The sequence below is a fragment of the Aeromonas sp. S18(2024) genome, from assembly GCF_041402525.1.
GTDB lineage: Bacteria > Pseudomonadota > Gammaproteobacteria > Enterobacterales > Aeromonadaceae > Aeromonas > Aeromonas enteropelogenes.
On sequence record NZ_JBGLQV010000001.1, the window covers coordinates 569485 to 587546 of the forward strand.

Genomic DNA, 18062 nt, shown 5'->3' on the forward strand with positions numbered 1-18062 from the left:
GGTTATTGCTCCTTGTCCAGGGATTGCAGCTGCTCGATGGCGGCACTGACGGTGTGCAGATGCTGGCGGATCGCCTCGCGAGATTCGCTGGGCAGGTAATCGGTCAGGGTGTGCTGCCAGCTTCCCGCCTCGCTCTTGAGCTGCTGGAAGAGGGAGAGGCCCGCATTGGTGAGGGAGACCAGGCTGATGCGTTTGTCCTGCTCGCTGCTCTCGGTAAAGATGATCCCCTTCTCGGCCAGACGGCGGATCTCGCGAGAGATGCGCACCTTGTCCATGCCACTCGCCTCCACCAGCTCTTTTTGGCTGATGGGGTAGTGGGGGCCGAGCACCATCATCAGGCGCCACTGGGGCACGGTCAGTTGATAGCGCTGTTCGTAAAACTGCTCGAAGGTATCCCGTAGCATCTCGGCGGCGTGAACCAACTGATAGGGCGGGTAGTGGGCGAGTAAAGCGATGATTTTTGACATATTACACCCTGCTGTGACAGCTGCATCTGGTGCAGTTTCTTTTGATACTTTGACAATGATGATACGAGACTAACGCGGATTTGTCTGACCCGGCAGCAATGAAATGTGCGGTGGCGCACGACATCCTGCGAAAGCCGGGTCAGTCAGGCGGGTTTTTAATCCGGGTTTGTTCAGCCTTTGCGCAACCAGAGCAGGGCCTGGTGCTTGAGCCAGGCATCGCGGGTATAGAGGGCGTAGAGCGCCGCTTCGTCACGGCTGCCCGCCTGCCAGCTGCCGGGCTCCTGCTTTGGCAGCTTGCGCTGACCGAGCAGGCAGGCCGGGATGTGCGGGTTGGCATTGATGGCCGCCAGCAAATGCTCCCTGGCCGCCTCGACGCCTTTTGTGGCAAACACCATCAGTGCCTTGTTGTAGAGCAGCCAGCTGGAGGCTTCGTCAAAGCGCACCAGCAATCCGGCCAGCGCCTGCCAGTCTCCCTGGCGGGCATAGAGGGTGGAGAGGTGATAGCGGCAACCGGGCTCATCGGCCTGGCAGAGGGTGAGCAGAGTCAGGTATTCGGCCCTGGCCTCAGCCAACTGGCCCAACTGCAGCAGGCAGTCGGCGCGGCCGGCTCTGGCCGCCAGCAGCGGCCGGGCTTCGTGTGAACTCCAGGCGTGTCCGGCGATCTGTTGCCAGAAGGCATCGTCAAACAACGGGCTGGCATCGGCGATGATCTTGTCGAACCAGCCCAGACGCACCCTGTGATCCCGGCTGGCATCGGCCAGGGCGAACCACTTTTGCCACTGCTCGGCCTGCTCGCTGTCCAGTGCCACCTCGGCGCTGGGGGCAGCCTGGTATTGATCCAGATTGAGCAACTGGTTGAGGGCGGTCTTCATGTGCTGGCGCTGGCGTTTGCAGAATTCGGCAAACGGCAGATCGCTGGCGGCAGCGCTATAGAGCATCTGCGCCATGGGCTTGTCACGAAACAGACAGAGCTCGGCCGCGAGGCTGAATCTGTGCTGGGTGGTGAGATCGTTCAAATCCTTTGGCTTGGGCCAGGTGGCAAACCCCTGGCTGAACCCGTAACACCACTGCCCGAGGGGGTGCTGCTTGTCGAATACCTGCTCGGGATCGTCACTGGGCAGGCGACACTGGCTGGGCAGGGCCAGCTGCTCTTCATCGGCCAGGCTCTCCAGCTCCGCGATCAGATGGTGCAGGGCTTCGGCGCACTTCTCATCCAGCTCGGCATCCTGCTCCAGCAAACCGGCCAGCGGCTGCTGCCAGTCGGGCTGCTCCGGCCCCACCAGGCGGGCGCACAAAAAGCCGTGCAGGGCAGGGTAGGTCATGTCCTGTGCGCTGTGTTGCTGGATCCATTGATTAAGATGGCGGGTACGAGTGGATGGGTTCATCGACAGCTCCTCTGGATTTGAACAGCCGCGAAGTCTACCTAAATGTGGGGTTATTTGCAGTAAAAGCCCGCCTGCATGGCGATTTTATCGCCTGTCTGGTGGCGAAATGCACCAAAGACGAGGCTCTGCGTTGCGATGGGGACTAGGCCGGATCGCCGGTTTTGGGGTAACATGCGCGGCCATCAGGGCCCTGATCCAGCTGGCCCATCCGGTAAAGAAAAAGAGAGCACCATGATACAGATTGGCAAGATGAACACCCTCAACGTCGTTGAACTCGAAGACCGTGGCGCCTGGCTCGCGGCCGGGGAGTACGGTGAACTGCTGCTGCCCAGGCGCCAGCTGCCGGAAGGGATCAAGGAGGGGGACGATGTGCAGGTGTTCCTCTATCTGGATGCTGACTGCGAGCCGGTGATCACCACTGACAAGCCGTTTGCCATGGTGGATGAATTTGCCGGCCTCAAGGTGGTCAACGCCAACAAGATTGGCGCCTTCCTCGACTGGGGCATGAAAAAGGATCTGTTCGTGCCAAGCCGCGAGCAGAACAAGCCGATGCAGGTGGGGCATACCTATCTGGTGCGCCTAATGCTCGATCACGAAGGGCGCATGGTGGGCACCAGCCGTCTGGAGCGTTTCCTCAGCACCGCTAAACCGCCCTTCAAGGCGGGTGATGAGGTGACCGCCCTGCCAGGTGAACACTCTCCCTTGGGCATCAAGGTGATCGTCAACGGCCAGTACCCGGGCATGCTGTTTCGCAACGAGATCTTCGGCCGGGTGATGACGGGGCGTCCCCAGACTGCCTGGGTCAAGCAGGTGCGCGAGGATGGCAAGCTGGATCTGACTCTGCAAAAGCCGGGGATGGCCAAGGTGGATGACGCCGGCGAACGCATCCTGGCGCGAATGAAAAAGCAGGGCGGCAGCCTGGCGGTGGGCGACAAGAGCGAGCCCGAGCTCATCTACAAGCTGTTTGCCATGAGCAAGGGCACCTTCAAGAAGGCCATCGGCGGCCTCTACAAGCAGGGCAAGATCGTCATCGAAGACAACTGCATTACCCTGACTGACGCCGCCCAGGGTGGGGAGCAAGAGTAAGTGCCGAGCCCCTGCATCGGTGCGTGCCGGGCGAAAGATGGCCTCTGTCTCGGCTGTGGTCGTACCCTCACCGAGATAGGTCACTGGTCGGCGATGGAGAGCGAGACCCAGCTGGCGGTGATGGCCGAGCTGGATGGTTCGAAAAGCACCCATCTCTGCCCGGGCTGCGGAGAGCCGGCCTACTGCGCCGTCTCCGCTGGCGCCACCATAGATGAGTGTTGGTGCAGTCAGCTGCCGGCCCTGCCCATGAGCGAGGTCGGCGCCTGCTGGTGTCGCCGCTGTCTGGCCAAGGCCATCGCGGCCCAACCCTGAATGTGAGGGTTGACAGTAAAAACGAGAAAGGCGCCGAGGGCGCCTTTTTTATGCCTGTTGCTGGCGATGCCAGCGTATATGAACCTCATTTTCCTGCATCAAGCGGGGCAGCAGGAAGGTGGCGAAGATCACCTCGAATTCATCCTGATGATCCAGCAAGCCGACCCACACCTCTACCCAGCGTTCCATGTCGACCGGCTCGCCCAACTCTGTGGACCAGTCTGCATTGGGCAGCGTCGCCTCGACGGCGCCACGCTTTTCAAACTCCAGGGTGATATCGACAATTTGCTCAGGGGCCAGCATGTCTGCAGCCTGTTCGAGAAACTGATCATAGGCCCATTCGACCAGCTGATCCGGGGTACGCTGTTCCATGAAATCACTCCAGATTCGTCGGGGTTCGCTACTGTAGCAAGGATTGGCACCGGCGGCCAGACCAGTGCGCCGGCAGACGGGCGGGTCTGTCCAATTGGCCCCAGTAGGGGTATGGTTAACACGCAGCCAGGCAGGGGAGTCAGAGGATGAAACCGCGAGGACGACGACGGCAGATCAAGCGACGGCGGGAGACCTGGTGGTGGCACTATCTGCCGCTTCACCGCGAGACGGTGGGTGGCCATCTCGGTCCCCCGGCGCCTCCCGACGCCGGTTAATCATCAATCAGCCTGCTGGACCCGGGTCAGGGTGAGCTGGCCGAGCTGACTCATCTGGCGGCGGATCCAGGCCGAGCGCTGCTGCACATAGGGTGAAGGGGGATTGACCTTGTAGCGCCAGGGGTTGGGCAGCGCCGCCGCCAGCAGGGAGGCCTCATAGCGAGTCAGCCTTGCAGCCGGTTTGCCGAAGTAGTGTCTGGCCGCCGCTTCGGCGCCATAGATCCCCGGTCCGAACTCCACAATATTGAGATAGACCTCGAGGATGCGGGACTTGTCCCAGCCCAGCTCCATCAACAGGGTAAACCAGGCCTCCAATCCCTTGCGCAGGAAGCTGCGATCGCTCCACATGAAGAGATTCTTGGCCGTCTGCTGGCTCAGAGTGCTCGCACCGCGCACCCGGCTGCTCTGCTGATTGTGCTTGAGGGCGGAGCTGATGGCATCGAGATCGAAACCGTGATGCTCGGCAAAATGCTGATCCTCGGCGGCGATCACCGCCAGCTGCAACTCGCGGGAGATCTGCCCAAGCGGCACCCAGTCATGTTTGACCTCAGCCACCTTGGCAGGGGGAAACAGCGCACGCTCAATGCGCCAGCTCCACATGGGCGGATCGATAAAACGCAGCAGCGCCACCGAGCCGACCGACAACAGCAGGGCGGCCAGCAGCAGCTTGCCCACCCACTTCAGCAGGCGTTGCACCAGTGTCGGCCGCACGGGATAAGGCTCTGATCCCCAGTCGTAGTGATCCGGATCATCGGGATCCGGAATTATTGGGGGAGCCATTCGATGTGGCAGAACTTCTCGTCGACACGGCGGGAGAGTAGCATACGGGCAAACAGGTGTTCGTACTCTTCTTGCTCGTTGTCAAGGCCGACCCAGATCTCGGCATAGTCGGCATCGCTGACCTCAAATCCCACGTCCGCTTCCCAGTCGTCGGCCGGATCGGTTTCCGCCAGCAGGCCCCGGTTGTTGAACTCCTGGTTGAAGAGGGTGATCTCCTGCTCCGGCAGGTTGTCGGACGCCAGCTCCATGAAGAGTTCGAGGGCGGTGTCGAGCAGTTCCTCGACGCTGTGCATTTCGGCATTCAAAGACATAAACGGTCGATTCCAGAAAAGGGGGACAAGTGACCGGACGGGGCAAACCCGATGGTCGCGGCTATTCTAGCGATCGTGCGAGCGGTTGGCGAGACGGGGTGGGTCATGAGGGGGAAATAGTGATGATAAAAGACCGGATCCCGCCAAGGATCCGGTCTTTATTTGGGAAAAAGGTCACGCATAGGGCGTCAGCTCATCCCTTCTTGTCATCGGCGAAGGTGATGTTGAGCTCGAGGACCGACAGCTCATCACTCTTCTGATCCAGCTGGACGGTGATCTTGTCCGGATCGATGTTGACGTATTTACGGATCACATCAAGGATATCCTGCTTGAGCTGGGGCAGGTAATCCGGCCCCCCTCTGGATGAACGCTCGTGTGCAACGATGATCTGCAACCGCTCTTTGGCCAGTTGTGCGGTGTTCTGTTTCTTGTTGGAACGAAAATAATCCAATAATGACATGCTTAACTCCCGAACAGTCGGCTAAAGAAGCCCTTCTTCTCTGCTTCCAAAAAACGAAATTCCTTGGTGTCGCCCAGCAGGCGGGACACCGCATCTTCATAGGCCTGACCGGCATCGGACTCTTTGTCCAGAATCACCGGCTCGCCGGAGTTGGAGGCGCGCAGCACCGCCTGGGACTCCGGGATCACCCCGAGCAGGGGGATGGCCAGGATCTCCTGCACATCCTGCACGCTCAGCATGTCGCCGCGGTTGACGCGGGTCGGGCAGTAGCGGGTCAGCAGCAGGTGCTCCTTGATGGGGTCTTCTCCGCGCTCGGCACGGCGGGACTTGGAGGCCAGGATGCCGAGGATCCGGTCCGAGTCACGCACGGAGGAGACTTCCGGGTTGGTGGTGACGATGGCCTCGTCGGCAAAGTAGAGGGCCATCAGGGCGCCCGCTTCGATCCCGGCAGGGGAGTCGCAGACGATGTAGTCGAACTTCATCTCGGCCAGCTGATCCAGGATCTTCTCGACCCCTTCACGGGTCAGCGCGTCCTTGTCCCGGGTCTGGGAGGCGGGCAGGATGAACAGGTTCTCGCAACGCTTGTCTTTGATGAGGGCCTGGTTAAGGTTGGCCTCGCCATTGATGACGTTGACGAAGTCATACACCACGCGGCGCTCGCAGCCCATGATGAGATCCAGGTTTCTCAGACCGATGTCAAAATCGATGACCACTGTCTTGTGACCACGCTGGGCTAAACCTGTGCTCAGGGCCGCACTGGTTGTGGTCTTGCCAACGCCACCTTTACCCGATGTAACGACAATAATTCGCGCCATTCTCGCTTCCTTGTAACTCTATTTGATACGGTCTATTCGGAGTTGTTCATTGTCCAGCCGGATATGTACCGCTTGCTGGATCAGGCCTGCCGGCAGGGCATCGCTCAACTGGAAAGTACCCGCGATGGAGAGCAGCTCGGCCTGTAATTGCTGACAATAGATCCGGGCCCGGGTGTTACCACGGGCGCCGGCAATGGCCCTGCCGCGCAGGGTGCCATAAATATGAATGCTGTCATCGGCGAGCACTTCGGCCCCCGGACTGACTGAGCCCAGCACCACCAGGGAGGTGCCTGCGGCATAAATCTGCTGACCGGAGCGCACCGGCCCCACGTGTACCCTGGTCGGGATCAGGGGAGCTGGCTCGGGTTCGGGGGCCACCACGGGGGCGACCGGCTCGGGGGCCGGTTCACTCTTGCGGCTCTTGCCGGAGGCCATCACCGCCAGCCCTGCTGCCTTGGCCGCCGTCTTCATCTCTTCATTGCGCGCCCCGGTCACGCCCACCAGCACGAACTCCTCGGATTCCACCAACTCCTTGAGCTGCTCAAAATCCGGGATATGTTCCAGCCGGGAGACATTGATCACCAGGGGGGCACAGTTAAAAAAGTAGGGGGCCTGAGCCACCTTTTCGGCCAACAACTGACGGATCCGCTCTGGCTCGCCATCGCTGATATGCAACACAGAAATAGTGAAGGTGGACCCTTTCAATTCGTTATCGCGCTCAACCATGAATCTTCCCCGAGGCAGAGATGCTAATCCGTTATTGTTATTCAATTCCTGATGTTATAGTTTGCCCCCATCAGAGGCAATAAACTCGTCGGATTATATCAATTTCCATGTTGTGTGCAGTCTATAAAAGTCGCAAAAAAGCCGAGACCTATCTTTTTGTTGAAAGAAGAGAGGATTTTTCCCGCGTACCCGAGGCGCTGATGACCACCTTCGGCCGTCCCGAGCTGGTGCTGATGACCAAGCTGGACCCCGCCAAGCCTCTGGGGCTGGCCAATGTCAGCAAGGTGATGGCGGCGCTGACGACCCAGGGCTTCTACTTGCAGGTGCCACCCCCTCCGGAAAATTTGCTGGAACAGCACAAGGCGCAGCTGAAAAAGTCTGGTTAAATATCCAGTACCCAATCGCCGAGAATGGATGGCGAACCGGCTATTTGTATTTAGCGCCCCACTTCGGGGCGCGTCATCTCATGGCAAGGATGCAGATAATTCCGGCAATAATAGGTACGCCGAATTAATCGGTGCGTTGAAATATTGCCCAATACATCCAAATTAAAAGTCAATCCGGCCCGGACACAATATCATCAACTTTTGCGACCGCTCACAAAATAGCGTGAGTGGCCACCCCTGATACTTATTTCAGCGCGGACTTTTTGCCCCTTGTCCATATTTGCAACTCCCTGTTGCGGCTGAACTTCTCTTGTCTGGGCAAGTGCTCTCGTACGCAGACTCGCGCAGGCAATGAGATGGACTGCCTCATGCCGTGATACTGCGGGTGGCTGGCGAGGGCCGATAACGGGCGTCCGGAGCTGTGCCTGGAGATGTGAAAGAGAGTATTAAAGCGAGTCTAAAAAAAGGGTTAGCTGCACGAGCATAGCGGTACTGGCTGGCGCTATTGGCTTGCGTGATCCAAAAAGCTTGGCGCTGGCGTGGCGAAAAACGGCAATAAAAAAGGCGGGATATCCCGCCTTTTTTATATTCTGGACTGCTTATTCGCAAGCAACCTGCATCACCTTGATGGCCAGGCCACCGCGAGAGGTTTCGCGGTACTTGGAGTCCATGTCCTTGCCGGTGATGTACATGGTCTCGATGACCTTGTCCAGGGAGACGCGCGGCTTGGAGGTGCGGCGCAGGGCCATGCGGGAGGCGTTGACCGACTTCATGGCGGCAATGGCGTTGCGCTCGATGCAGGGTACCTGCACCTGGCCGGCCACCGGGTCACAAGTCAGACCCAGGTTGTGTTCCATGGCGATCTCGGCCGCTTCACACACGTGCTCCGGGCTACCACCCATCAGCTCGGTCAGACCGGCTGCGGCCATGGAGCAGGAGACGCCCACTTCACCCTGGCAACCCACTTCGGCGCCGGAGATAGAGGCGTTCATCTTGTACAGGATGCCGACGGCACCGGCTGCCAGGAAGAAACGGGTGTAGTCGTCGCGGCCAACCGGCTGGATGAACTTGTCGTAATAGGCCAGCACGGCGGGGATGATGCCGGCGGCGCCGTTGGTCGGTGCAGTCACCACACGACCACCGGCCGCGTTCTCTTCGCTCACCGCCAGGGCAAACATGTTGACCCAGTCGACGATACCCATGGGATCGTTGGAGAGGTTCTCGTTGGTGCTCAGCTGACGGAACAGGGGAGCGGCACGACGGGGCACGCGCAGCGGACCGGAGAGCACACCCTCGGTGCGGCAGCCGCGATCGATGGCTTCACGCATGGTGTTCCAGATCTTGCCGAACTTCTTGTAGATCTCTTCCGGGGTGTTGAAGCACTTCTCGTTCTCCATCATCAGGGAGGAGATGGAGAGACCGGTCTGGCTGCAGTGGGCAACCAGTTCGGCGGCACTCTTGAACGGGTAACGCACGGCCATGTCGCCGCTGTCGGCCTTGCCGAAGTTCTCCTCGTCGACGATGAAGCCGCCGCCGATGGAGTAATAAGTCTTGCTGTAGATGACGTCGTCTTCGATGAAGGCGGTCAGCTTCATGCCGTTTTCGTGCAGGGGCAGGGCTTCATCGTGGAACACCATGGCATCGCGCGGGAAGCTGACGGTGTGGCAGTGCAGACCGATGGGCAGACGCTCGGTCTGCTCGACACGGGAGATGAACTCGGGGATAGCGTCGATATCAACGTTCTCCGGCAGGTTGCCGGCCAGACCCATGATGATGGCGGTGTCGGTGTGGTGGCCCTTGCCGGTCCAGGAGAGAGAGCCGTAGACGTCGACCTTGATCCGGGTGATATCGCGGATCTTGCCGCCTGCGCGAAGCTCGTCAACAAACTGTTTGGCAGCCTTCATAGGGCCAACAGTGTGGGAAGAGGAGGGGCCTACACCGATTTTGAAGATATCAAAAACGCTGATCATGTCACTATTACCTCAGGGTAGAAGGGGGCGGCATGCCCACTCACTTGAATTGGGGAGATCCATGGTGCGCACAGATTGCGCGGGTCATTGAACCAGATAACCGCAGTGTAACGGTTCAAAGCCTAAAAAAAGTTGAAATAGATCTATTTTTGTTGAATCTGAGGCGCGAGTATAAAATTTATTTTGGTACTTATCCATTTTGTTAAGCCGATAAGCAAAAAAATACCCGGCCAGGCCGGGTAGTTGAGGGCTGAATGAAGCTCGCATCGGCTTATTAACATTCTGTAATGTTAACAGCCAGGCCACCACGGGCCGTCTCCTTGTACTTGGTCTTCATGTCGTTGCCGGTTTCCCACATGGTCTTGATCACCTTGTCCAGCGACACCTTGTGCTCACCGGTACCGCGCAGCGCCAGGCGCGCCGCGTTGATCGCCTTGACCGCCCCCATGGCGTTGCGCTCGATGCAGGGGACCTGTACCAGCCCGCCAATGGGATCGCAGGTGAGCCCCAAATTGTGCTCCATGCCGATCTCGGCGGCGTTTTCCACCATGGCGGGGCTGCCACCGAGCAGTTCGGTGAGGGCGCCGGCGGCCATGGAGCAGGCAACCCCCACCTCTCCCTGACAGCCCACTTCGGCCCCCGACAGCGACGCGTTCTTCTTATAAAGGATGCCGATGGCGGCGGCAGTGAGGAAGTAGCGCACCAGGATCTCGTCATCCACCTTGTGAACGAAGCGATCATAGTAGTGCAGCACCGCCGGGATGATGCCGGCGGCACCGTTGGTGGGGGCGGTGACGACCCGGCCGCCAGCCGCGTTCTCTTCATTGACGGCGAGGGCAAACAGGTCTACCCACTCCATCACCATCAGGGGATCCTTGTTGAAGTTGGTCTCGCAGCTGAGCTGGCGAAACAGTCCGGGGGCGCGGCGACGCACCTTGAGTCCGCCCGGCAGCACCCCCTCGCTCTTGCAACCCCGCTCGATGCAGCTTTGCATGGTGTGCCAGATCTTGCGAAGTCCTGCCTTTATCTGTTCGTCGCTGCGAAAGACCCGCTCATTGGCGAGCAGCAGGCCCGAGATGGAGAGGCCGCTCTCCTGGCAGTGGGCGAGCAGTTGGGCTCCGCTGTCAAAGGGATAGGGGATGGGGTGCTCGGCATCGAGACGGGCCGCGTCCTCCTTGGCGGTGGCGAACTGGCTCTCCTCTATGATGAAGCCGCCCCCGACCGAGTAGTAGGTCTGGCTCGACACCATGGCATCGTCGGCGGCAAAGGCGCGCAGGGTCATGCCATTGGTGTGGGCTGGCAGGGTGGTACGCCGGTTGAAGATGATGGCGCCGCTGCGGGGGAAGCGGCTCGGTTGCTCGCCTGCCAGCAGCAGGGTTTGTTCTTGGTCGACCCGGGCTAGCATGGCCGGGATTGCGTCGATGTCGACGGATTCGGGTTCGAATCCCGCGAGTCCCAGAATGATCGCCTTGCCGGTGCCGTGCCCCTTGCCGGTCTGGCCCAAAGAGCCGTAGCACTCCACCTCGACCCGGGTGATGTGGGGTAAATGGCCCTGCAGCTTGAGTTGTTGAACGAAGGCATAGGCTGCACGCATGGGGCCCACCGTGTGGGAAGAGGAGGGGCCGATACCTATGGAAAAAAGATCAAACACGCTGATCATGACATCACTCCGGTGATGGTTTATGTCTGTTTATTCTAGGATTTTTCCCATGGATGAAAAGCGGTGATCTGCTGCGCTGTGACCTGGACAGTGATATGGGAGCCGGTAGGCAAGCCGGGTTGAAGGGGAAACCCCCTTCAACCGGCAGGATCAGGAGAGAAACTCGCAGAGGTAGGCGGTGGGGGTGGCCACTTGCAGCTTGAAGGAGGAGTGGCCCGCGACCACGAAAGAGTGGCCCTGGCTGTAGGTGTGCCACTCCTCTTCACCGGCCAGTTGAATGGTCAGGGCGCCCTTGATCACAGTCATGCGCTCGGGGGCGGCAGTGTTGAACAGGTAATCACCCACGTTCATGACGCCAACAGTGGATTTCTCGTCATTTTGCTCAAAACCGATGGATTTTACATTTCCGTCGAAATATTCGTTAACTTTCAGCATCTTTACATCCTTGTTTATTCGTTGACAGGGTCAAACTAGCACACTCTTTCGCCCGTTGTCATGGCAAGATGCGGGAAAAACCGACAAGACCGTATTGAATCTTTACTTTTTAGCAAAATTATTAATAGCTTCGGTTAACGATTTGCTGATTTAAAACAGCAATTAAATATGAGATAAAGCGCCCAAACAGGGGAATGAGCAGATGCTCATTCCCCTGTTTGGTTAATTGCACTGGGAAAAGTGTGAATTTTGCTACATAAAGGAACAGATTGTGTTAACTAAAGGACTCATTAGAAATATCGGCTTCCAGGTGATGGTTGCCATGGTACTGGGTGTGCTGGCCGGGGTGTTCATGGGTGAACAGGCGGCCATCTTCGCTCCGCTCGGTAGCCTCTTCATCCAGCTGATCAAGATGCTGGTGATCCCCCTGGTGGCGGTGGCCATTCTCTCCGGTGCCGCCAACCTGGGGACCAGCCCAGCGGCCGGCAAGATAGGTGCCGCTACCCTGGGCTTCTTCCTGCTGACTTCTGCACTGGCCGTCTCCTTGGCGCTGGTGATGGGACAACTCTTCAAGCCCGGCATCGGTGTCGACTTCGGTGCCATGTCCACCCTGTTCAGTGGTGACTACTCCGACAAGGGCGCACTGCCCGATGCGGTGGCCACCGTGCTCGGGATGATCCCGACCAACGTGTTCCAGTCTTTGAACGAGGCCAACATTCTGCAGATCCTGGTGTTCTGCATGTTCCTCGGCATCGCGCTGGCCAAGCAGCCCCGTGAACGGGCCAAGCCGCTGGTCGATGGCCTCAACACCCTGGTGGATGCTTTCGTCTGGATGATCAACAAGGTGATGCTGATTGCTCCCCTGGGGGTCTTCGGCCTGATGGCCGATGCCATCGGTACCTATGGTTTCGATGTGCTGACCCTGGTGCTCAAGCTGTTCCTGGTCTATGTCGGCGCCATCCTGATCTTCGGTTTCGTGGTCTACCCGCTGCTGGTAGCGATCTTCTCCAATACCCCGGTGATGAAGTATCTCTCCGCCATGAAGAAGCCGCAGATCGTGGCCTTCTCCACCGCCTCTTCCATGGCGACCCTGCCGGTCAACATGGAAACCTGCGAGCGGGAGTTGAAGGTGAGCAACGCCACTGCCTCGTTCGTGCTGCCGCTGGGTGCCACCATCAATATGAGCGGTAACGCCATCTATTACGGTCTGGTCGCCATCTTCTTTGCCCAGATCTACAACATCGATCTGAGCGCCGGAGCCTGGGCTGCCATCATTGTGACCTCCACCCTGGGGGCCATTGGTCAGGCCGGCGTGCCGGGCCCGAGCTTCCTGGTGGTGGCTGTGCTGCTGGCGGCCGGCATTCCCATCGAAGGCTTGCCGCTGCTGTTTGCCCTGGATCGCCTGTTCGATATGATCCGTACCGCTCTCAATATCACGGGTGATGCGGCCTGTGCAGTCATCGTCGACCGCTTCAGCCCGGAATATGACCCGCAGCGCTGGAACAAGGCGTAACGGCGCCATCAGCCAACCTGATTGCATAACTTGAAGGACAAAGCCCCCACCTCGCGGTGGGGGCTTTTTTGATCCCAGCTGGCAGGCAAAAGTTCGTTCAGACGAGGTGAGCGAGTACGGTCAGGCCAGGGAAATTCAGATTGGGAGGGCAGGCCGTGGGGGGATGGCAGCGCCGATGGTCATTCAGGATTGAAGATGACGTGAGCAATCGCGGGCAGCAAAAAGGGGAGCCATGATCCCCCGGATATGATTGGACACTTCGTCCTGCTGTCCTGTCACCCTGGCGGTGAAAAAAACGACGCCAAGATGATGAAATCATATTTAAGTGGCTTGTGATGGCATCAAGGCTGAAAAATGCCTGTTAGTGGCGATTTATCAGGCTTGGCTGACACAAGCGGTCCGGATTGATGTCTCCCTATCCGGCTCAGAACTGTGACAGTGAGGGCAGAGAGACAGCAACCAGGGTGAAAAAGACGGTGAATACCGCAGTCACAACAAATTCTTTCATTTTTTTCTCCCCAAGTCGTTGATTGATGATGTCAAGATACCATACGCCAGCCTTAAAACAAGGGTTAAATTTGAAAAAGTGATGTCTTTTGTCGCCCATGATGATGAAGGCTGTATTTTTACAATATGGAGCTCGTTTAATGGGCATGGTGATGGTTAGGGAACATCTTTCTTGTTTGATGATATTTAATTATTTTAAATTCATATGGTTATGCGCTCATTTATCCTTCTTTTTTGTGGGCTTTATATGATTCCCATTCGTGAAATGGCACTTATCTGACTTAAAAGGGGTGCTTTTGGTTGACTAAAGTGCGTATAAACTGGATTTGACAGGATGTGACATGGATATCTCATCCACTGGATATCACCGAGCGTCATTTCATGGTCAGGCCTTGTCATATCAGGCTTCTATTCGTAGTGAACTGCATCCGAATTTGCAGAAAAGGGCCCGTTTTCAGGTGCATTGACTGCATAACAGAGGCTGCAGAGGCGTAGGTGTGCATTTTATCGCCACCAATATAGTGGTGCGACCGGTTAGCCTGTCTAGTGTGTCAGGGCAAGTCGCTGGTAGTGACGGATTGGCACGGGAGGCCAGGCTGGAATGCTCCGCCTTACATTGCTCGGCTTGAGGGCAGCATAAGCAAGGCGGGCGTCTTGGCTGTCGTACACAGCGGTACGCAAGAGAGCAGGGGGAGACAAGGCTGGTCGATGGCGACCGCGTCTTTGTTGAATCGAGACTGTTGAGTCGCGAGCCTGACAGGTACAAGCGCCTGGCGCTTGACGTTTCTCCTGAGCAGAGGCAGGTACAAGCTGTGCTGGATAAGCTCTGGCACAATGGGGTTGGCCATCAGGACGAAATAAAAAAACCCTCCGGGTGGAGGGTTTTTATCAGACTGGCCTGTTTGGGCTGATATGCCTTAGAACAGGGTGGTGGAGAGGTTGTAGAGCTCCTGATCGAAGGGGCGCTTCATGTTCTCGATACAGTCGATGATGTCGTGGTGAACCAGTTCGTTGCGCTGGATACCGACGCAGCGGCCACCGTGGCCGGCCAGCAGCTGTTCGACGGCATAGGCGCCCATACGGCTGGACATGATGCGGTCACGGGCCGTCGGGGCACCGCCACGCTGGATGTGGCCCAGAATGGTGGCGCGGGTTTCGCGGCCGGTCATGGCTTCGATATCCTTGGCCAGTGCATTCACGTCGGTAACGTGTTCACAGATGGTGATAATGGCGTGCTTCTTGCCCTTGACTTCACCTTCCTTGATCTGTTGCAGCAGCTTCTCTTTGTCAAAAGCCACTTCCGGCACGATCACGTATTCGGCACCACCGGCAACGGCGGCAGACATGGCCAGATCGCCACAGTGACGGCCCATGATCTCGACCACGGAGATGCGGTGGTGGGAGCTGCAGGTGTCGCGCAGACGGTCGATGGCGTCTACGACCACGTTCAGGGCAGTATCAAAACCGATGGTGAAGTCGGTGCCGGCGATATCGTTGTCGATGGTGCCCGGCAGGCCGATACAGGGGAACCCCTCTTCGGTCAGCTTCTTGGCCCCCATGTAGGAGCCGTCACCGCCGATCACCACCAGGGCGTCGATGCCGTGCTTTTTCAGGTTCTCGATCGCTTCGGCGCGAACGGCCGGATCTTTGAAGGCAGGGAAACGGGCAGAACCCAGGAAAGTACCACCACGGTTCACCACGTCGGAGACGCTGTGACGCTCCAGCTTGACGATGCGATCCTGGTGCAGACCGAGATAGCCATCATAGATGCCGTACACTTCCAGGCCATGATGCAGGCCGGCGCGCACCACGGCGCGGATGGCTGCGTTCATACCCGGCGCGTCGCCACCACTGGTCAGAACACCAATACGTTTGATTTGTTTGGTCATGAGTGCCTCTGGATCTGAGTTGTCAAATACGAATGTTTGGAAATAGACAAGCCATTTTTACTATATCGGCTTTCGTATGGGATGCGGGGGCCACCATAGGAAAAGCGATACGCAGGAGGGGGCAAGCGCCCCCTCCATGGCAGCCGATTACTTGGCCGCGCCAGCGATGATCTGGGAGAAGTCGTCCACTTTCAGGGACGCACCACCCACCAGGCCACCGTCGATGTCCGGCTGACCGAACAGGTCGGCAGCGGTCGCGCCAGTCACGGAACCACCGTACAGGATCTGTACCTTGGCAGCCACGTCCGCGTCAAAACCGGCCAGGTACTGACGGATGTGAGCGTGCACGGCCTGGGCGATTTCCGGGGTGGCAGTCTTGCCGGTGCCGATGGCCCATACCGGCTCGTAAGCGATGACGGCGTTGGCGAAGGAGGCGATACCGCAGCGGTCGATAACAGCCTTCAGCTGGGTCTCAACCACCTGGTTGGTGGTGCCGGCCTCGAACTGGGCCAGGGTCTCACCGATGCACAGAACCGGTACCAGACCGCCTTTCTGGATGGCTTCGTACTTGGCAGCAACCACGTCGTCGGTCTCTGCGTGCAGGGTGCGACGCTCGCTGTGGCCGACCAGAGAGTAGGTGCAACCGAAGGCTTTGAGCATGGAGGGGGCGTTTTCGCCGGTGAAGGCACCAGACTCGTGCACGTCAGCGTTCTGGGCGCCGTAGGCAATCTTGGTGCCGGCAGTCAGCTGTTCAACCATACCCAAAAAGATAACAGGGGGGCAGACGGCGACTTGAACAGAAGGATGAGCGGCAGCCGCCGGGGTCAGTCCTTTGATCAGTGCTTCGACGGAAGCCTTGGTGCCGTTCAGTTTCCAGTTACCCATTACCAGGTGCTGTCTCATCTTCTATATCTCCTAGGCATTTGATTGCGCGACATTATATGAATTGAACCGAGCCCAAGATAGCTGACCCGGCGGCAAATGACGTAATTTTTTTTCGCTTTCCTGATCCAAATCAGGAATGAAACGCTTGATCGCTCATTCGTTAACCTGCCCCCGCAAGCGTGCCCACCATACCCCAATCCATTCGTGAATGGCAGCCTCGGAATACATCAGATAACGCCCCTTGGGCAGATAACTATAGAGAGGCTGGGGCTCCTGGCTCTGCTTGGCGGTGTAATCGGTGGGTGCCGGCACGGCATTGAGTCCCTGTCCCTGATAGAGGGCCATGGCGCGGGGCAGGTGGGTGGCTGAACTCACCATTGCGACCCGTTTTCCCTTGAGATGGCGGCTGATACTGACTGCTTCATCATGAGTGTCTTTGTTGTTTTCAAACAACGTGATCCGTGTACGCGGTATGCCGAGGCTCTGTGCCACGCGGGCATTGACCTCGGCGTTGGAGAGGGGATCCCCCGACACGTAACCGGAGAAGATCAGCTCGGCATCGGGATAGGCCTGGGCCAGGCGCACCCCTTCCAGAGTACGGGCCAGGGCAATGTTGTTCTGCCAGGAGCGCTCAGGGATCGCCGGATCGCTGACATGGCCGTTACCCAGTACCACGATGGCCTGGATATCCGGATGCTGGCTCACCTCGAAGGGGGGGAAGGTCTGCTCCAGTGGGCGGGCCAGCTCATAGCTTACCGGCCGCATCCCCATCAGGGCGACGATGAGCAGGGAGAGGGTTGCCAGCAGCTTGCCGGTTTTCTGAAAGTGTGTGAACCAGAGCAGCAGCAGGGCCAGCAGCAACAAGGAGAGAGAAAAGGGGAGCGGCATCAGCAGCTGGCCAAGCCACTTCTTGATGGCAAAAAAGTTGAGCGCAAACACGGCACTATCGTCCTTGAGTTTTCAGCAAATTCGGGATGTGACAGAATACCTTCCTTTTTTTGTATGGCCAGAGTTGAGTTTCTCTTGAAGCAAGATCAGAGTTTTGACGGTCGCGCCGACAAGTTCGCCCGCAATATTTATGACTCCACCAAGGGGCGCATTCGTACCACCATCGTCTGGAGTGACATCGAGGCCTGTCTGGCTCGCCTTGGCAACCGGCCCCTGCGCATCCTGGATGCAGGGGGCGGATTTGGCTACTTTGCCCAGAAGCTGGCGGCCATGGGCCATCAGGTGGAATTGTGCGATCTCTCCGCCGAAATGCTGGAACTGGCCCGGACCCAGATCGCCGAGAAGGGGCTGGAAGACAATATTCGTCTCATTCATTGCCCCATTCAGGATCTGAAGCAACATGTGACCGGTACTTTTGATCTGGTACTCTGCCACGCCGTGCTGGAGTGGCTTGCCGAGCCACGCCAGACCCTGTTAGGTCTGTTTCCTTTCGTCAATGCCGGGGGCATACTGTCGCTGCTTTTCTACAACCGCCATGGCCTTCTGTTTCAGAGCCTGGTGGTGGGAAACTTTGACTATGTGCGCCTGGGTTTGCGCAAGAAGCGTCAGACTGCCCTGACCCCCACCAATCCCCAGCTGCCGGAGCAGGTCTATGACTGGATTGGGCGGGGTGGGCTCAAGATAATCGGCAAGACCGGGGTGCGGGTCATTCACGACTACATGCGCCACAAGCAGGATCAGCTGGAAAAATTCGACGATCTGCTGGCCATGGAGCAACAATATTGCCGCCAGGAACCGTTCGTTGCCCTGGGGCGCTATATCCATGTGATGGCGCAAAAGCCCGCCAGCTGATAGACGTTCCTGTTTTATCGGTGGAGAT

20 protein-coding genes are annotated in these 18062 nt (G+C 58.2%); 6 read left to right on the forward strand and 14 right to left on the reverse strand.

Going from position 1 to position 18062, the window contains the following annotated elements; translation table 11 throughout:
* Positions 1-2 precede the first annotated feature (2 nt).
* Both ACB034_RS02485 and ACB034_RS02490 read right to left on the reverse strand, forming a co-directional pair.
* Positions 3-467: a MarR family winged helix-turn-helix transcriptional regulator gene (locus tag ACB034_RS02485; protein WP_026458376.1), complete on the reverse strand. Its 465-nt coding sequence runs from the start codon at positions 465-467 to the stop codon at positions 3-5.
* A 170-nt stretch (positions 468-637) separates the two neighbouring features.
* Positions 638-1852, reverse strand: a complete 1215-nt coding sequence (locus tag ACB034_RS02490; RefSeq protein WP_371171988.1) for a UPF0149 family protein — start codon at positions 1850-1852, stop codon at positions 638-640.
* Positions 1853-2083: 231 nt separating this feature from the next.
* On the opposite strand from ACB034_RS02490, the gene ACB034_RS02495 reads away from it, so the two are divergent.
* Both ACB034_RS02495 and ACB034_RS02500 read left to right on the forward strand, forming a co-directional pair.
* Positions 2084-2938, forward strand: coding sequence for a S1 RNA-binding domain-containing protein (locus ACB034_RS02495; protein WP_371171989.1), 855 nt, complete (start codon positions 2084-2086; stop codon positions 2936-2938).
* A complete protein-coding gene (locus ACB034_RS02500) occupies positions 2939-3250 on the forward strand; it encodes a DUF1289 domain-containing protein (protein ID WP_371171990.1) in 312 nt (103 codons plus the stop codon).
* 48 nt (positions 3251-3298) lie between these two features.
* On the opposite strand, the gene ACB034_RS02505 is transcribed toward ACB034_RS02500, so the two are convergent.
* Positions 3299-3622, reverse strand: a complete 324-nt coding sequence (locus tag ACB034_RS02505; RefSeq protein ID WP_026457797.1) for an HI1450 family dsDNA-mimic protein — start codon at positions 3620-3622, stop codon at positions 3299-3301.
* 146 nt (positions 3623-3768) lie between these two features.
* Here ACB034_RS02505 and ACB034_RS02510 point away from each other — a divergent pair, with 146 nt between their 5' ends.
* Complete coding sequence (locus tag ACB034_RS02510; RefSeq protein WP_267884078.1) at positions 3769-3897, forward strand: hypothetical protein; 129 nt, start codon at positions 3769-3771, stop codon at positions 3895-3897.
* Positions 3898-3900: 3 nt separating this feature from the next.
* On the opposite strand, the gene mtgA is transcribed toward ACB034_RS02510, so the two are convergent.
* From mtgA to minC, 5 genes are all read right to left on the reverse strand, one after another.
* Complete coding sequence (gene mtgA / locus ACB034_RS02515; RefSeq protein ID WP_371171991.1) at positions 3901-4677, reverse strand: monofunctional biosynthetic peptidoglycan transglycosylase; 777 nt, start codon at positions 4675-4677, stop codon at positions 3901-3903.
* Positions 4662-4988 (reverse strand): HI1450 family dsDNA-mimic protein, encoded by a 327-nt coding sequence (locus ACB034_RS02520; protein ID WP_371171992.1) that lies wholly within the window; start codon positions 4986-4988, stop codon positions 4662-4664. The genes mtgA and ACB034_RS02520 overlap by 16 nt, the downstream gene beginning before the upstream one ends.
* A gap of 193 nt (positions 4989-5181) precedes the next feature.
* Complete coding sequence (gene minE, locus ACB034_RS02525; RefSeq protein WP_042012553.1) at positions 5182-5448, reverse strand: cell division topological specificity factor MinE; 267 nt, start codon at positions 5446-5448, stop codon at positions 5182-5184.
* A 2-nt stretch (positions 5449-5450) separates the two neighbouring features.
* A complete protein-coding gene (minD, locus tag ACB034_RS02530) occupies positions 5451-6263 on the reverse strand; it encodes a septum site-determining protein MinD (protein WP_042026066.1) in 813 nt (270 codons plus the stop codon).
* A gap of 18 nt (positions 6264-6281) precedes the next feature.
* On the reverse strand, positions 6282-6989 hold the full coding sequence (minC, locus tag ACB034_RS02535) for a septum site-determining protein MinC (RefSeq protein WP_061477495.1): 708 nt from the start codon (positions 6987-6989) through the stop codon (positions 6282-6284).
* 107 nt (positions 6990-7096) lie between these two features.
* Between minC and ACB034_RS02540 the strand changes: the two genes are divergently transcribed.
* The gene (locus ACB034_RS02540) at positions 7097-7375 is read left to right on the forward strand and encodes a YcgL domain-containing protein (RefSeq protein ID WP_042026070.1); all 279 of its coding nucleotides are present in this window, start codon (positions 7097-7099) and stop codon (positions 7373-7375) included.
* 599 nt (positions 7376-7974) lie between these two features.
* On the opposite strand, the gene ACB034_RS02545 is transcribed toward ACB034_RS02540, so the two are convergent.
* The 3 genes from ACB034_RS02545 to ACB034_RS02555 all read right to left on the reverse strand — a co-directional run bounded on the left by ACB034_RS02545 (position 7975) and on the right by ACB034_RS02555 (position 11440).
* Positions 7975-9345, reverse strand: a complete 1371-nt coding sequence (locus tag ACB034_RS02545; RefSeq protein WP_042026072.1) for an L-serine ammonia-lyase — start codon at positions 9343-9345, stop codon at positions 7975-7977.
* 274 nt (positions 9346-9619) lie between these two features.
* Complete coding sequence (locus ACB034_RS02550; RefSeq protein ID WP_042026074.1) at positions 9620-11005, reverse strand: L-serine ammonia-lyase; 1386 nt, start codon at positions 11003-11005, stop codon at positions 9620-9622.
* Positions 11006-11155: 150 nt separating this feature from the next.
* Positions 11156-11440 (reverse strand): pyrimidine/purine nucleoside phosphorylase, encoded by a 285-nt coding sequence (locus ACB034_RS02555; RefSeq protein ID WP_042026075.1) that lies wholly within the window; start codon positions 11438-11440, stop codon positions 11156-11158.
* 271 nt (positions 11441-11711) lie between these two features.
* Between ACB034_RS02555 and ACB034_RS02560 the strand changes: the two genes are divergently transcribed.
* The gene (locus ACB034_RS02560) at positions 11712-12953 is read left to right on the forward strand and encodes a dicarboxylate/amino acid:cation symporter (protein ID WP_042026077.1); all 1242 of its coding nucleotides are present in this window, start codon (positions 11712-11714) and stop codon (positions 12951-12953) included.
* 1424 nt (positions 12954-14377) lie between these two features.
* Here ACB034_RS02560 and pfkA read toward each other — a convergent pair.
* From pfkA to elyC, 3 genes are all read right to left on the reverse strand, one after another.
* A complete protein-coding gene (gene pfkA / locus ACB034_RS02565; protein ID WP_026457843.1) occupies positions 14378-15349 on the reverse strand; it encodes a 6-phosphofructokinase in 972 nt (323 codons plus the stop codon).
* A 147-nt stretch (positions 15350-15496) separates the two neighbouring features.
* Positions 15497-16252 (reverse strand): triose-phosphate isomerase, encoded by a 756-nt coding sequence (gene tpiA / locus ACB034_RS02570; RefSeq protein ID WP_026457842.1) that lies wholly within the window; start codon positions 16250-16252, stop codon positions 15497-15499.
* A gap of 135 nt (positions 16253-16387) precedes the next feature.
* Complete coding sequence (gene elyC, locus ACB034_RS02575; protein ID WP_371171993.1) at positions 16388-17173, reverse strand: envelope biogenesis factor ElyC; 786 nt, start codon at positions 17171-17173, stop codon at positions 16388-16390.
* Between the two features lie 84 nt (positions 17174-17257).
* Here elyC and cmoM point away from each other — a divergent pair, with 84 nt between their 5' ends.
* Complete coding sequence (cmoM, locus tag ACB034_RS02580) at positions 17258-18034, forward strand: tRNA uridine 5-oxyacetic acid(34) methyltransferase CmoM (RefSeq protein WP_371171994.1); 777 nt, start codon at positions 17258-17260, stop codon at positions 18032-18034.
* The last annotated feature ends 28 nt before the right edge of the window (positions 18035-18062 follow it).

Coding starts and splice junctions, on each gene's coding strand:
- ACB034_RS02545 (WP_042026072.1), bottom strand. CDS start 9,345: ATGATCAGCGTTTTTGATATCTTCAAAATCGGTGTAGGCCCCTCCTCT.
- ACB034_RS02485 (WP_026458376.1), bottom strand. CDS start 467: ATGTCAAAAATCATCGCTTTACTCGCCCACTACCCGCCCTATCAGTTG.
- mtgA (WP_371171991.1), bottom strand. CDS start 4,677: ATGGCTCCCCCAATAATTCCGGATCCCGATGATCCGGATCACTACGAC.
- pfkA (WP_026457843.1), bottom strand. CDS start 15,349: ATGACCAAACAAATCAAACGTATTGGTGTTCTGACCAGTGGTGGCGAC.
- ACB034_RS02490 (WP_371171988.1), bottom strand. CDS start 1,852: ATGAACCCATCCACTCGTACCCGCCATCTTAATCAATGGATCCAGCAA.
- ACB034_RS02495 (WP_371171989.1), top strand. CDS start 2,084: ATGATACAGATTGGCAAGATGAACACCCTCAACGTCGTTGAACTCGAA.
- ACB034_RS02520 (WP_371171992.1), bottom strand. CDS start 4,988: ATGTCTTTGAATGCCGAAATGCACAGCGTCGAGGAACTGCTCGACACC.
- ACB034_RS02505 (WP_026457797.1), bottom strand. CDS start 3,622: ATGGAACAGCGTACCCCGGATCAGCTGGTCGAATGGGCCTATGATCAG.
- ACB034_RS02555 (WP_042026075.1), bottom strand. CDS start 11,440: ATGCTGAAAGTTAACGAATATTTCGACGGAAATGTAAAATCCATCGGT.
- ACB034_RS02540 (WP_042026070.1), top strand. CDS start 7,097: ATGTTGTGTGCAGTCTATAAAAGTCGCAAAAAAGCCGAGACCTATCTT.
- tpiA (WP_026457842.1), bottom strand. CDS start 16,252: ATGAGACAGCACCTGGTAATGGGTAACTGGAAACTGAACGGCACCAAG.
- ACB034_RS02510 (WP_267884078.1), top strand. CDS start 3,769: ATGAAACCGCGAGGACGACGACGGCAGATCAAGCGACGGCGGGAGACC.
- minD (WP_042026066.1), bottom strand. CDS start 6,263: ATGGCGCGAATTATTGTCGTTACATCGGGTAAAGGTGGCGTTGGCAAG.
- minE (WP_042012553.1), bottom strand. CDS start 5,448: ATGTCATTATTGGATTATTTTCGTTCCAACAAGAAACAGAACACCGCA.
- ACB034_RS02550 (WP_042026074.1), bottom strand. CDS start 11,005: ATGATCAGCGTGTTTGATCTTTTTTCCATAGGTATCGGCCCCTCCTCT.
- minC (WP_061477495.1), bottom strand. CDS start 6,989: ATGGTTGAGCGCGATAACGAATTGAAAGGGTCCACCTTCACTATTTCT.